The following is a 12,357-nucleotide window of genomic DNA, read 5'->3' on the forward strand; positions in this document are numbered from 1 at the left end:
CCATCTTCATGACCACCGGAGGCTCCATGTCGCCTCCGGACACCCACACGCTGGCCCCGACCACAGGCAGGTCATCTCATTTTCGGACTAGCGGACCACGGTGCCGGTGGAACGCACAACGGTTCCGGTGCTTTGGGTCCGTCCGCTGATGTCGATCTGCAGCTGGCTGCGCTGCAGCGGCGCTTCCAGGGCGTAGGAGAGTTCGGCCAGGGTGGATGTTTGGATGCGGTGGATGAGGTCCTGGACGTCGGCCCTGTCATTGACCGTCAGCTTGAGGCTCAGCTCGGGGGCCCTGGCTGTTCCTCGCAGCCGGGCCGCGGAGGTGACGACACCCGGCAGGGTGTTGATCTGCTTTTCGACGGCTGCAGCGAGGACGGACGGGTCGCAGACGGTGAATTCCGGACTGCCCTCGTCATGGAGGCGATAGGCGCCTGCCCTGTTTTTCCTTGGGATCTGGGCGATGATCCACAGCAGCCCCAGCACGCCGATGATGACTCCGATGATCAGCATGATGGCCGCCACCGAGTCAGCCGCGAAGAGCGCGGCCAGATCACCTGTGACGACGGACGTCCAAGCGGGGGCGGTGTTAAAAAGAGCATGCAACGTCCCGTTGGCCTGCAGGAGCAGTGCGGTGCCGGCCGCCAGTAAAAGGATGCCGAGGACTGACAGCCAGATCCGGTTCAGGGTTCCTGCGGTCTGTCTCATCGGAAACCATCCTTCAATCAGTCGCTGCGGCGGGCGCGCGAAATGGTCTTAGTCTCGGGACCGGACCGTGGCGGTAACCTGCGGAACCGGGGAGAGCCCGGTTTCTTCCAGACGGGCACGGACAGCGTCCGTGATTCTGGCGCGCAGGTCGCCTGGCTCATGCAGGTATGTCGTCACGCTCAGGCGTACGCGCTGGGTGCTGGCTGTCGCCTTAACCGTGTCGACGCCGTCGATCTGCAGGCACCGGGCTTTCGCCAGGCGGGCTACGGCACTGCGGGTCATCACGGTTTCCTGCTCCTGCACCGGCGGCACCTCATCTCCGGCGCCGGCAGCGCCGGAATCTTCGATGGTGAGGGCCGTAAACCCTCCGGGAATGATGGCGCACAGTAACAGGATCACCCCGGCCACGATGGCGGCTATCCCAATCTGCCGTACGGCGGGGTCGTTCCACGCCAACGCGGCGAGCCAGTCGTATGGTCCCTGCAGCAGGGCGGGCCACGTGCCGTTGACCAGCCGGCTGATGGCCAGCCAGACGAGGACGACGCCGACGGCCAGGAGCAGGATGCCGGCGATGAGTGCCGGGACGGCGCGGCTGGGCCGGTGCCGCAGGCGCGTGGGCCGTCGGTCGTGCCGGCTCACAGCAGCTTCCTTCGTCCGCTGGTGTCGGCGGCGGTGCTCAGCCACGAGATCCTGATATCGATCTGGCGGACGTCAACTCCGGTCAACTCCGTCACCCTGGTCCTGATCCGCCGGCGCAGGGCGTCGGTGGCCTGGCGTAACGGCACCGGATACAGCATCCCGACCTCCACGCTTAAGGTCGCGATGTTCCCGGAGAGTTCCACGGATGCCTTCGGCCGGGCGGACAAACCAGGGCGGGTTCCGATGCCCAGGAATCCGCCGGCGGCTGATTCGTCGCTAACCACCTGGGAGGCGATTTTCTCGATCACCCTGGCCGCCAGGACGGTCTGCCCCCGCCCGCCCGTCTCGCCGAAGTCCTCGGCCCCGTCCCCTGCCCCGGGCCCGGCCTCGGGCAGGGCGTGCTCGGGCCTGGGGCCGGGCAGGGCGTGGGCTCCTTGAGGGTTCATCGGCTCGATGCTCTACCGAACAGGGCCTGCAAGTCGAGTTTTCCTTCCACGACCCGGCCGACCAGCAGGCCGAGGAGTCCGAGGATCGCCGCGGCCAGCAGCGCCAGCCAGCCGCCGAAGCCCAGGACGATTCCCAGAACCAGACCTATCGTCAGGCACCAACGTGTAGTAGACATGGCCATCCTTTCCTCATCGTCCCGTTCCCCTTGGCGGAGGACACATTGACGGGTGGTTACTGCAGTTGGGTCTTCTGGACCTGCTGGTCTTCGTGCTCGTCGTCGGGCAGGTGGACATCGGTGACATTAATGTTCACTTCGAGGACTTCCAGTCCGGTGGCGCGCTCCACGGACTGAATGATGTTGCGGCGGATCCCCTGGCTGACCTCCACCACGGAGTATCCGTACTCGATGACGATTGAGACATCGACGGCCGCCTGGCGTTCGCCCTTTTCCACGGTGACGCCACCGCTGACATTGGTCTGGGACCCGGGAATGCGTTCGGTCAGGGCGCTAAACGCGCGCCGGCCGGCACTGCCCATGGCGTACACGCCGGGAACCTCGCGGGTGGCCATGCCAGCCAGCTTCTGCACTACGGTTTCCTCGATTGTGGTGTCGCCGCGATCGGTGTGCAGTGCGTCCCTCGCCTTCAGTTGTTCCAGCGCGCTGCCGTGCTTCTGCTCCTCGGGTGTGGTCATGACGCCGCTGGAAGCTCCGGGGGTCCTGGGTGTCTCTGTCATGGAAAACATCTCCTCGTGGGACTGATGATCGTGCTTACACCGATAAAGACGAAGCCCGACAGGAATCGTCACGTGATGGCGCGGATTATTTTTCCTCACTGGGCCGCAGAACCTCGGTTCGGTTCCCGGCGTTGCCTGGCTGTGGCATATTGGGGCCAGGGCACGGGTACGTAACCGGACGGGATGGACAGCGCATGGGTGATCATGACCCCGGCTTCGAACCTGACCTGGACGAGGGGAGTATCGTCGCCCGGGCCCAGGACGGCGACCTGGCAGCATTCGAACACCTGGTGCTCACTTATCAGAACAGACTCTTTCGGCTGGCGTATCGGATGCTCAACGACCATGGCCAGGCCGAAGATATCGTGCAGGAGACCCTGACAACAAGCTGGCGCGGTCTTCCCATGCTCGCTGATGTCGATGCTTTCGGTGGCTGGATCTACCGGCTGGCGACGAACAAATGCCTGGACCTGCTGCGCAAGCGGTCCGCCCATGCCGAGGACATCATCGACTTGGAGAACATGGGGACCATTCCCGAAGCCGGCTGCCGCGCGGTGCAGGCTGCAATGGATCCGGCCCAAGAGGCTGAATGGTCCGCCGAACAAGATGGCCTGACCGCAGTGCTGAAAACGCTTCCCCCGGCACAGCGGGCCTGCTGGCTGCTGCGGGAAATGCACGGACGCAGTTATGCCGAGATTGGTGTCACACTGAAGATCAGCCCCGCAGCAGTTCGAGGCACACTCGCCCGGGCACGGCACCAGATAGCAGAAGGGATGAGCCAATGGCGCTAGAGGACATCCCCCGGCTCGGCTGCGGCCGAAGCATCGACCGCATCTGGGGCACGATCGACCGGCCACCCACCGCACACGAAGAACATTGCGAACACTGCCAAAAGGCCAGAACCCGGCTGCAAGGACTAAGTGAAGAAACCCGTCTACTGCGCGAAAGCGATCTTCACAACCCCGCCCTGAAACCCCGTCCCGGCATCAAAAACGCCATCATGGACGTGGCCCGCGCGGAAGTCCGCGGCGGCAGCAGAATCCTCCTGCGCAGCGCGGCCAACGGCACCACGGCGATCAGCGAACAGGCCCTGAGCTCCCTCATCCGGTTCGCCGCAACAGCAATCCCCGGCGTCCACTCACGAGGCTGCCGCATCGAAATACGCACGGCCACCGCCGGCCTGCCCGGCGAGGACCAACCGTCAGAAACCACCGGTACCGCCATCGGTGCCGGTCCTCGCCTCATCGTTAATCTTCGCGTGGCCGCCGCCCCGGGCATTGTCATCCCCCGCACCATGGAGGCGCTGCGGCACGAGATCAGCAACGCGATTCCGGCCGGCGTCGGTATTGGCGCCGGAATCGTCAACATCACCGTGGAAGACCTTTACGATGTCTGACCAATCCGTCCAAGGCTCCATCATCACCAGCCGGCTCATCGCCTCCATCGCCACCCGCACCGCGCTGGAAACACCCGGAGTCCTCAGAATTGAACCCACCGTCCAAGGCTTCCTCGCCCGGCTCGGCCCCGCCGCCCTGCAAAATCTCCGCAATCCCCGCAGCCAAAACGGCACCTACCGGCACAACGGCGTCACGGCGACAATCAGCGACGGCACCGCACACGTCCACCTCGATATTGCCACCGACATCGCCTACACCGCCCTCAACGTCGCCGAAACAGTTCAACAACGTGTGCGTGAAAGCATCAGCCACACCGGTCTCACCCCCGGCACGATCGATATCACCATCCTCGCCATAGAACCCCACAGCGGCACCACAAAGCGGTAAACCCGCCCCCGGCCGACGGCGACGGCTGGCTTCCGGCGAGTGGGCCGACGGCGGCCTCCCCCGAGCAACAGAACAGCGCCCCGGCAGGCCGGGACGCTGTTTCTGGGGGTGCTGCCGGCTAGAGCTGGTAGTCAGCCACCGTGGTGATGTTCTCGTGGACGCAGAGGATGTTGTGCTCGGTGTCCATGAACCAGGCGCACTTCTCGGAATCGGTTGTACAAATGTGGTTTTCGGTCTTCAGGTCCGGCTGGTCGTAGTCCTGGAACTGGACGCCCTTGGCTTCCATCTCCTGGACGGTCCGCTCGATCTCGGAGACTTCAAAACTCAGGGTCGTGTGCTCGGAATGCTTTCCGTCCCTGACCGGCATCAACTGCAGCATGGGGCCGCCTTCGCTGCCATATAGTTCGCTTCCGTCGTCTGCCTTGCCGCGGAGCGGGAGGCCCAGGGTTTCCGCGTAGAAGCGGTGGGCGCGCTCGACATCATCGACTGGCAGGACGGTTGTGGCTTTGTTTAGAACTAGGGTCATTTCGCCACCTCCTACGTGAAGAATTTTACGCCGGTGCGGTGCTGAAAGAGTTGGCCAATATACGCGCCGAGGTGAGACTCCACGCCCAAGTCCGCGAGGACACTGGGCGCGAATTCTCACCTCGGCGGGGTGCGGAGTGGGGTTACTTCTCCACGAGGGTAAGGACGTCGTAGGTGGCCACGATTTCGTCGTTCTGGTTGGTCAGGACGGCGTCCCAGGCCACCTCGCCGTATTCGTCGGTCTCGCGCGGGGTGATCTTCTTGGCGGTCAGGGTGACGCGGATCGAGTCACCGGCGGCCACCGGAGTGATAAAGCGCAGGCTTTCGAGTCCATAGTTGGCCAGCACCGGACCCGGCGCGGGCTCCACGAACAGCCCGGCACCCCAGGCCAGCAGCAAGTAACCGTGCGCCACGATGCCCGGGAAGAACGGGTTGGCCTCGGCGGCCGCCTGGTTGGTGTGGGCGTAGAAGGTGTCGCCGGTAGAGTTCGCGAATTTCGTGATCTCGTCCAGGGTCACTTCGCGCAGCCCGGACTGCATCGCGTCACCGATGTGCAGGGTGCTCAGGTGCTTCCGGAACGGGTGCTGGCCTTCGGTCTCGATCGTGAAGTTGCGGTCGGCTCCGGTGTGCCAGATGCCGGTGACGGCGGTCAGCATGTTCGGTGAGCCCTGGATGGCCGTGCGCTGCATGTGGTGCAGGACGGAGCGGATGCCGCCGAGCTCCTCGCCGCCGCCGGCGCGGCCCGGGCCGCCGTGGACCAGGTGCGGGACCGGTGAACCGTGGCCGGTGGAGCTGCGTGCGTCCTCACGGTTGAGCATGTGCACACGGCCGTGATGGGCGGCGATGCCGGTGACGAGTTCGCGGGCGACGTCGGGATCGTTGGTGCAGACCGAGGCGACGAGCGAGCCGCCGCCGCGGGCGGCGAGGCGGACGGCGTCGGCCAGGTCCGTGTAGCCGATCACCGAGGACACCGGGCCGAAGGCCTCCAGCGAGTGGACCTCTTCGGCTTCCGGATCCGCCCAGCTCAGCAGCACGGGGGACATAAATGCGCCATCTTCGACGACGCCGACGGTCCCGTCCGCGCTGGTGACCTTCGGCGAATCGAGCGTGCCGTACGCAAGTTCGCCGCCGGCGTCGAGCATGGACTGAACGGCTGCACGCACATCGGCGAGCTGCTCCAGGGACGCCAGGGCGCCCATGTTGACGCCTTCGGCGCGCGGGTCACCCAAGACAATACGCTCCTGGATCCGCTCGCCCACGGCGGCGACGACGTCCTGCACCAGCTCCTGCGGCACGATGGCCCGGCGGATCGAGGTGCACTTCTGGCCGGCCTTGGCCGTCATCTCGGTGACGAGGGACTTGATGAAGGCGTCGAACTCCGGGGTGCCCTTGACGGCGTCCGGGCCCAGGATCGAGGCGTTCAGGGAGTCGGTTTCCGAGGTGAAGCGGACCCCGCCCTTGACCACGTTGGCGTGGGACTTGAGCGTGTTGGCGGTGGAGGCCGAGCCGGTGAAGGCCACGATGTCGCGGTAGTCGAGGTGGTCCAGCATGGTGCGGACCGAGCCGGAAATCAGCTGCAGGGACCCCTTGGGCAGGATGCCGGATTCGATGATCGCCTTGACGACGGCGGCGGTGACGTAGCCGGTGGGGGTTGCGGGCTTGACGATCGTGGGCACGCCGGCGATGAAGGCGGGGGCGAACTTCTCGAGCATGCCCCACACCGGGAAGTTGAAGGCGTTGATCTGCACGGCGACGCCCGGGACCCGGGTGTAGATGTGTTCGCCGGCGAAGGAACCGTCCTTGGACAGCACCTCCATCGGGCCGTCCACAATCACCTGGGAGTTGGGGAGTTCGCGCCGGCCCTTGGAGCCGAACGTGAAGAGCACGCCGATGCCGCCGTCGATGTCGACCATCGAGTCGATCTTGGTGGCGCCGGTCTGGGCCGAGAGCACGTAGAACTCCTCGCGGCGGCCGTTGAGGTACTGCGCCAGTTCCTTGAGCTTGAGCGCGCGCTGGTGGAAGGTCAGTTTCCCGAGTTCCGCCTGGCCGGTGGTGCGTCCGTAATCCACGACGGCGGCGAGGTCCAGTCCTTCGGTGCTTACCTTGGCGAGAAGTTCGCCGGTGCTGGCGTCGAGGACGGACGCGGCACCGGCGGCGGCGCCGGCGTCGGGCGTCCACCAGGAATCCCGGATGAAGCTGGGAACGATCTCGACAGTGTCTACTGTGGGTTCCGGAGCAGTTGCAGTGGTGGTCATCGTTGACGGGTCCTTCCAACGGGGGCAAGATCAACACGGCCAGCATTACTGACCGTCCGTTCGGTAATATGTCCACAGTACATGAATGAGGCCTGCCGCACACTAGCTGCGGCGGCCCTGTCCGGCCTGAGCCCTTGGATTTCCGGCCAAAAGAGGAGAATGTTATGACGCCGGAGCCCCGGAATGCCGAGCTGTGGAAGATCACCCTTGGGGAACTCGACGAGAAAATGGGCGTGAAGATCATCGAGGAATCCGTCGAGCGGGTGGTCGCCACCATGCCGGTGGAAGGCAACCGGCAGTCCTTCGGGCTGCTGCACGGCGGCGCCTCGCTGGCGGTCGGGGAAGCGGTGGGCTCCTGGGCCGCGGTCATCCACGCCAGCACCCTGGGCAAGACCGCCGTCGGCGTCGATGTCTCCGCCACGCACCACAAGTCCGCCCGCGAAGGGCTCATCACGATCACGGCCACCCCCATCTATCTCGGCGGCACTCTCACCACCCACGACGTGCTGATCACCAATGCGGCCGGAGAGCGGCTCTGCACCCTGCGGATCACCAACCTGCTGCTGGACCGCAAGGCCTGAGCCTGGACCCTGGACCGGGTTCAGCCGGACGCACCCGGAGCTTTCCTGGCGAGCCCGGGGCGGGCACGGGAGCAAAGGTCCGGCCGGTGCATCCAAAGAGGGGTCCCGGCCGGTAGTAACGGTGTAAGCAAATCACCGCCCGGATCCGGGCAACTCAACGAGGAGTTTGAAATGCGCAAAACCGTTTATGCAGCCGGGGCCCTGTCGATGCTGGCCGCGCTCACGTTCGCTGCCCCGGCCCAGGCCGGCGGGAAGCACGACGACGGCGGACACCACAGCGACGACGCCCTCCTGTCCGTCCTGCACGGCGTCCCTGGCGTGACCGTGGATGTTTGGGTGAACGGCAAGCTCACCCTGGACAATTTCGAGCCTGGAACCCTTGCAGGCCCGCTCAAGCTCGACGATGGCAGCTACAAGATCGCCATCACGGCCGCGGACGCCACCAGCGCCGACAACCCGGTGATCGGCCCGGTCAAGGTCCACCTCGAGGAGGGCCGGGACTACACCGCCGTGGCGCACCTGGACGCCACCGGGGCGCCCACCGCCACGCTGTTCAAGAACGACACCTCGGCCAGCCCCAAGGGCCAGGGCAAGCTGACCGTCCGGCACGTGGCAGCAGCGCCCGCCGTCGACGTCCTGGCCGGCGAAACCGCGGTCATCGAGGACCTGACGAACCCCGAGCAGGAGGTGCTGACGCTGAAGGCCGGAACGGTGTCTGCCTCGGTTGCGGCCGCCGGCACCACCGAGCCGCTGATCGGCCCGGCGGATGTTCCGGTGACGAAGGGCAAGAACACGGTTGTGTATGCCTGGGGCAGCCTGGCAGACGACACCCTCGGCGTTGCCGTCCAGGTAGTCGACTCGGCCAAGTGGCGCGGCCACGACAACTGAGCCGGCCGGCCGGATCTGCGGGACGGGCCTGACGGCAGCGCACCTGCCACAAGGCATGCGCTGCTGGTCAGGCCTACACCTGCCCCGCCCTTTGACGTAGGGCCGATGGACCCGGTGGGCCCCGGGGCCTGACTGTTAGCGTGGAAGTGCTGATTCAGCCGACACCGCTGGGTATTACCGGTCGCACGGAAGGGATCCACCATGCTTTCAGACACCTCACTTCCCGTCATCAAGGCAACGCTGCCTGTTGTGGGCGAGCACATCGAGGAGATCGCCAAGCGCTTCTACAAACACATGTTCGAGGCGCGGCCGGATTTGCTCGATGGACTCTTCAACCGCGGGAATCAGGCGGACGGCCGCCAGCAGCAGGCACTCGCCGGTTCCATCGCGGCGTTCGCGGGGCTGCTGGTCGACAACGTGGACGAGGTGCCGGACCATCTGCTGTCCCGGGTCGCCCACAAGCACGTCTCGCTGGGGTTGAGGCCCGACCAGTACCAGATTGTCCATGACAACCTGATGTGGGCCATCGTGGACGTGCTCGGGGATGCCGTGACACCCGATGTTGCCGCGGCGTGGGACGAGGTCTACTGGCTGATGGCGAACATGCTCATCAACAAGGAGCGGGGCCTGTACAACGCGGTGCACCTCAGCCCCGACACGATCTGGCGGACCTGGCGGGTGGCCGAGAAGATCCAGGAGACGGACGACGTCGTCCGGTTCGTGGTCGAGCGGATCGATGAGCGAGAGGTTAAGCCGTCCCTGCCCGGGCAGTACGTCACGATCAAGATGCGCATGCACGACGGCGTGCACCAGCCCCGGCAGTACAGCCTCACCAAGGCCGACGACGGGCAGCACCGCCAGTTCGCGGTAAAGCGGGTCCACGGACTCGAGACTCCCGACGGCGAGATGTCCAATCTGCTCCACAATGAGGTCCAGGTGGGCGACGAGGTGGTGCTCTCAGCGCCCTTCGGCGACGTGGTGCTGGAGTACACGGACCGGCCCCTGGTCCTGGCCAGCGCCGGGATCGGGATCACGCCGATGGCCGGGATGCTCTCGCACCTGGTCAAGTCCGGCTCCCAGCGCCAGGTGATCATGCTGCACGCTGATGACAGCCAGGCATCCTTCCCGCTCCGCGGGCAGGTCGGGGAGGATCTGGCGGCCTTGCCGGACGGGACTTTGAAGACCTGGTTCCTTAATCCCACTCCGGGCGGGTCAGCGTCCGGATCCGAGTTCTCCGGCTTCATGGACGTCGGGGCCGTGGACCTTCCCGACGACGCCGAGTACTACCTTTGCGGTCCCCTGCCATTCCTGAAGTCGGTCCGGAGTGCGCTGGTGGCCGGCGGCGTCCCGGCTAAGGACATCCAGTACGAGGTGTTCGGCCCGGACCTCTGGCTGGCTGACTTCCAGTAGGGCGGCTGCCGGGGTGCCGGGCACCCCGGCAGTAGCTAGCGGACCGTTCGACGCCGGGCGGCGGCCAGCAGGACGCCGCCCAGGAGGATGGCGCCGCCGGCGAGTCCCGCCGTCGGGAGCAGCGGACCGGCGCCGGTGTCCGGCAGTTGGCCGGAGCCTGCCGGAAGCACGGGGGGCAGGGCGGCCGGGTTCCCGGGCGCTGCCGGTTCCACGGGCGGTGCGGCGGGTTCCGCCGGGACAACGGCCGGCGCGCCAACGGTGAAGTTCCGCGTGGCGGCGGAACTGTCCGCCTCGCCGCGCGACGTTTGGACGGCACGGATGGAGTAGCTGCCAGGGGCGGCCTCATCGACGGGGATGGTCCAGTCGCCGTCGGGTCCGACGACTGCTGAGCCGCTGAGGTCGCCGGTGAGTTTCACGGTGAGCCCGGGGGTTCCGGTGCCGCCGATGCTGGTGACGGACGTCAGCGCCGCGCCTTCGGTCGGGGTGGTGATCACCGGTGCGTCCAGGGCTGTGACCGTGACGGCCAGGGCGACGGCGCCCGAGTGGCTGAATCCGTTCACCGTCTCGGCAGTCAGGGTCAGCGGGCCGGTGGTCTCGGGGGCGGGGTATGCCCAGTTGCCGGCCGCGTCGACCGGCAACTCGACCGTCTGCTGGCCGACCGTGACGCGCACTTTCGAGTTGACGGCTACGGCCGATGCCGGGGCCGCCGGGACCCGGCCGGTGATGGGTTGCCCCGCCTTGAAGGTCCGGTCTTCCGGGCCCGCAAGCTCGGGCTTGTTCAGGAAGAGCTGGAGCTGCACGGCGGTCGGGAACTTGGTGAGGGCGTCCTCGAGGGTCGTCGCGATGGCGAAGTTTGCCCCGGAAGTCTCGCCGGCCGAATGGGTGCCCACGGCGAAGTTGCCGCTGATCCACGGTCCGCCGGAATCTCCCCCGCTGGACTGGACGTTCCTGGAGAGGAAACCGCGGAAAGCGCGCAGGTCCCCTGCTGCGGTGGTTCGTCCGCCCACCACGTAGATGCCCGTTTCCTCCACCTGGCCGCAGGACCAGCCGGCGGTCCGTCCGGAGCGGCACACTTCCTGGCCCTGGAACGGGGCAACCGTGCCAATGATTTTTACGGCGGTGGCGCCCGGGTTCGCGGCGTCGGCCCACGTGGTCGCTGCGGCCTGGAGATCCAGTCCGCCGTTGAGTCCCTCGATGACGGCGATGTCGGTCCCCACGTTGCCGGGGGCTTCTTCCGTGCCAGAGATCCAGGAGTTGAGCGGTCCGCCGAACTGGCTGAACCCGAAGCTGCCGAGCGGAACGAGTGTCCCCGGCAGGGGGGCTGACCCGCCCGCGGTGGCAGAGGTCGGCGGTTCGAGTTCGGTGATCCGGGCTGTGCCGTCCTCGGTGCAGTGTCCCGCGGTCAGCACCAGCGGCAGTCCGGCCGCGCTGAAGGCGCCGAAACCGGTGGAGCAGATGGTCCGCCGGTCGATGGCGTAGCCCTCTCCGCCGTAGACATCCGCTTCGGTGGTGGCCGGGGACCCCTGCTCGAGCTGGACGTTGGCGTAGCGGGCCACGAAGTCGGCCGGGGAGGTCTTGCCGGGCGCCGCGGAAGGGCTCGGTACGACGGCGGCGGGCGGGGTTTGCTGGTCCGGGGCCTGGGACACGCCGGCTTCAGCCGCGTTGGTCCCGCCGGTGCGGATGATGAAGCGGCCGCCGGAGTAGGCCACGGCCTGCAGCCCGGCTGGCCCCACCTCGCTGACATACGCCTGGAACAGCTGATCCGTGTTCGAGGCCACCAGATCCGCTGCGGAGGGGACCTTCGCGGGAACTGCCGTGGGATCCACGGCGCGTTCAGTTGCCGGGGCGGTGAGGTCGAACGCGCCCGCGGTTCCGGGCCCGTTCAGTTCATCCACCCGGGCCTGCAATTCCGCGCCGCTGCCTTCGACGACGATCCTGCCGTCACGCAGGCGGGTGCCGACGTAGCCGGGGAGCTCCCGGAGGGAAGGAACGGCGTCGGCGGCGGTCCTGGCCAGCTGGCCTGCGGCGTTGAACCCCTCGAGGGTCATCCCCAGGTCGCGCCGGACGGCCTCCGCGAGTCCGACATCGCTGATTTCCGGAGCCCCCGACGGTGCCAGCTGCGCCGCAGCCGACGGCGCCACCGGCGGCGCCCCGGGCGACGCTGCAGGTGCGGGTTCGCTCCCCCCGGCTTCGGCCAGTGCAGGAACGGCGGAGAACGATCCGGCGAGCGCGATGGCCGCGGCCGCCACCGCCCGCACTGTCAGCTGATACTTCGGAGTCTTCACTCGGTTACTCTAGTCCGAAAATGAGATGACCTGCCTGTGGTCGGGGCCAGCGTGTGGGTGTCCGGAGGCGACATGGAGCCTCCGGTGGTCATGAAGATGGGAG

The 12,357-nt window shown here is 66.8% G+C and carries 14 protein-coding genes; 6 read left to right on the plus strand and 8 right to left on the minus strand.

Annotated features, from left to right (window positions below):
- Positions 1 to 87 precede the first annotated feature (87 nt).
- The 5 genes from J2X01_RS21490 to J2X01_RS21510 are packed head-to-tail and all read right to left on the minus strand — an operon-like array spanning position 88 to position 2,526.
- Entirely contained in the window at positions 88 to 705 is a 618-nt protein-coding gene (locus J2X01_RS21490) for an Asp23/Gls24 family envelope stress response protein (RefSeq protein WP_310062444.1), read from the minus strand.
- 48 nt (positions 706 to 753) lie between these two features.
- Complete coding sequence (locus J2X01_RS21495; protein WP_310062449.1) at positions 754 to 1,344, minus strand: DUF6286 domain-containing protein; 591 nt, start codon at positions 1,342 to 1,344, stop codon at positions 754 to 756.
- Positions 1,341 to 1,790 (minus strand): Asp23/Gls24 family envelope stress response protein, encoded by a 450-nt coding sequence (locus J2X01_RS21500; RefSeq protein WP_310062451.1) that lies wholly within the window; start codon positions 1,788 to 1,790, stop codon positions 1,341 to 1,343. The genes J2X01_RS21495 and J2X01_RS21500 overlap by 4 nt, the downstream gene beginning before the upstream one ends.
- Entirely contained in the window at positions 1,787 to 1,966 is a 180-nt protein-coding gene (locus tag J2X01_RS21505) for a hypothetical protein (RefSeq protein ID WP_310062454.1), read from the minus strand. Before J2X01_RS21505 ends, J2X01_RS21500 begins: the two co-directional genes overlap by 4 nt.
- Positions 1,967 to 2,022: 56 nt before the next feature.
- Entirely contained in the window at positions 2,023 to 2,526 is a 504-nt protein-coding gene (locus J2X01_RS21510) for an Asp23/Gls24 family envelope stress response protein (RefSeq protein WP_310062456.1), read from the minus strand.
- Between the two features lie 194 nt (positions 2,527 to 2,720).
- On the opposite strand from J2X01_RS21510, the gene J2X01_RS21515 reads away from it, so the two are divergent.
- The 3 genes from J2X01_RS21515 to J2X01_RS21525 are packed head-to-tail and all read left to right on the plus strand — an operon-like array spanning position 2,721 to position 4,310.
- Positions 2,721 to 3,317, plus strand: a complete 597-nt coding sequence (locus J2X01_RS21515; protein ID WP_310062458.1) for an RNA polymerase sigma factor — start codon at positions 2,721 to 2,723, stop codon at positions 3,315 to 3,317.
- On the plus strand, positions 3,308 to 3,922 hold the full coding sequence (locus tag J2X01_RS21520; RefSeq protein WP_310062460.1) for an Asp23/Gls24 family envelope stress response protein: 615 nt from the start codon (positions 3,308 to 3,310) through the stop codon (positions 3,920 to 3,922). The genes J2X01_RS21515 and J2X01_RS21520 overlap by 10 nt, the downstream gene beginning before the upstream one ends.
- A complete protein-coding gene (locus J2X01_RS21525; protein ID WP_310062463.1) occupies positions 3,915 to 4,310 on the plus strand; it encodes an Asp23/Gls24 family envelope stress response protein in 396 nt (131 codons plus the stop codon). Before J2X01_RS21520 ends, J2X01_RS21525 begins: the two co-directional genes overlap by 8 nt.
- 118 nt (positions 4,311 to 4,428) lie before the next feature.
- Here the strand turns inward: J2X01_RS21525 and J2X01_RS21530 are convergent, their stop codons facing one another.
- Entirely contained in the window at positions 4,429 to 4,836 is a 408-nt protein-coding gene (locus tag J2X01_RS21530) for a VOC family protein (RefSeq protein ID WP_310062464.1), read from the minus strand.
- 142 nt (positions 4,837 to 4,978) lie between these two features.
- Positions 4,979 to 7,090, minus strand: coding sequence for a phenylacetic acid degradation bifunctional protein PaaZ (gene paaZ / locus J2X01_RS21535; RefSeq protein ID WP_310062466.1), 2,112 nt, complete (start codon positions 7,088 to 7,090; stop codon positions 4,979 to 4,981).
- A gap of 164 nt (positions 7,091 to 7,254) precedes the next feature.
- On the opposite strand from paaZ, the gene J2X01_RS21540 reads away from it, so the two are divergent.
- The 3 genes from J2X01_RS21540 to J2X01_RS21550 all read left to right on the plus strand — a co-directional run bounded on the left by J2X01_RS21540 (position 7,255) and on the right by J2X01_RS21550 (position 9,969).
- Positions 7,255 to 7,671, plus strand: coding sequence for a PaaI family thioesterase (locus tag J2X01_RS21540; protein ID WP_310062469.1), 417 nt, complete (start codon positions 7,255 to 7,257; stop codon positions 7,669 to 7,671).
- A 171-nt stretch (positions 7,672 to 7,842) separates the two neighbouring features.
- On the plus strand, positions 7,843 to 8,559 hold the full coding sequence (locus tag J2X01_RS21545; RefSeq protein WP_310062472.1) for a DUF4397 domain-containing protein: 717 nt from the start codon (positions 7,843 to 7,845) through the stop codon (positions 8,557 to 8,559).
- Between the two features lie 201 nt (positions 8,560 to 8,760).
- Positions 8,761 to 9,969, plus strand: coding sequence for a globin domain-containing protein (locus J2X01_RS21550; RefSeq protein ID WP_310062474.1), 1,209 nt, complete (start codon positions 8,761 to 8,763; stop codon positions 9,967 to 9,969).
- Between the two features lie 35 nt (positions 9,970 to 10,004).
- Here the strand turns inward: J2X01_RS21550 and J2X01_RS21555 are convergent, their stop codons facing one another.
- Positions 10,005 to 12,254 carry a S1 family peptidase gene (locus tag J2X01_RS21555; RefSeq protein ID WP_310062477.1) on the minus strand — a complete coding sequence of 750 codons (2,250 nt, stop codon included), beginning with the start codon at positions 12,252 to 12,254 and terminating at the stop codon, positions 10,005 to 10,007.
- Between the last annotated feature and the right edge of the window lie 103 nt (positions 12,255 to 12,357).

Origin of the sequence: Arthrobacter ginsengisoli, assembly GCF_031456935.1 — a bacterium.
Classification (GTDB): Bacteria; Actinomycetota; Actinomycetes; order Actinomycetales; family Micrococcaceae; genus Arthrobacter; species Arthrobacter ginsengisoli.

Coding starts and splice junctions, on each gene's coding strand:
- J2X01_RS21490 (WP_310062444.1), bottom strand. CDS start 705: ATGAGACAGACCGCAGGAACCCTGAACCGGATCTGGCTGTCAGTCCTC.
- J2X01_RS21500 (WP_310062451.1), bottom strand. CDS start 1,790: ATGAACCCTCAAGGAGCCCACGCCCTGCCCGGCCCCAGGCCCGAGCAC.
- J2X01_RS21505 (WP_310062454.1), bottom strand. CDS start 1,966: ATGTCTACTACACGTTGGTGCCTGACGATAGGTCTGGTTCTGGGAATC.
- J2X01_RS21510 (WP_310062456.1), bottom strand. CDS start 2,526: ATGACAGAGACACCCAGGACCCCCGGAGCTTCCAGCGGCGTCATGACC.
- J2X01_RS21515 (WP_310062458.1), top strand. CDS start 2,721: ATGGGTGATCATGACCCCGGCTTCGAACCTGACCTGGACGAGGGGAGT.
- J2X01_RS21520 (WP_310062460.1), top strand. CDS start 3,308: ATGGCGCTAGAGGACATCCCCCGGCTCGGCTGCGGCCGAAGCATCGAC.
- J2X01_RS21525 (WP_310062463.1), top strand. CDS start 3,915: ATGTCTGACCAATCCGTCCAAGGCTCCATCATCACCAGCCGGCTCATC.
- J2X01_RS21530 (WP_310062464.1), bottom strand. CDS start 4,836: ATGACCCTAGTTCTAAACAAAGCCACAACCGTCCTGCCAGTCGATGAT.
- paaZ (WP_310062466.1), bottom strand. CDS start 7,090: ATGACCACCACTGCAACTGCTCCGGAACCCACAGTAGACACTGTCGAG.
- J2X01_RS21540 (WP_310062469.1), top strand. CDS start 7,255: ATGACGCCGGAGCCCCGGAATGCCGAGCTGTGGAAGATCACCCTTGGG.
- J2X01_RS21545 (WP_310062472.1), top strand. CDS start 7,843: ATGCGCAAAACCGTTTATGCAGCCGGGGCCCTGTCGATGCTGGCCGCG.
- J2X01_RS21550 (WP_310062474.1), top strand. CDS start 8,761: ATGCTTTCAGACACCTCACTTCCCGTCATCAAGGCAACGCTGCCTGTT.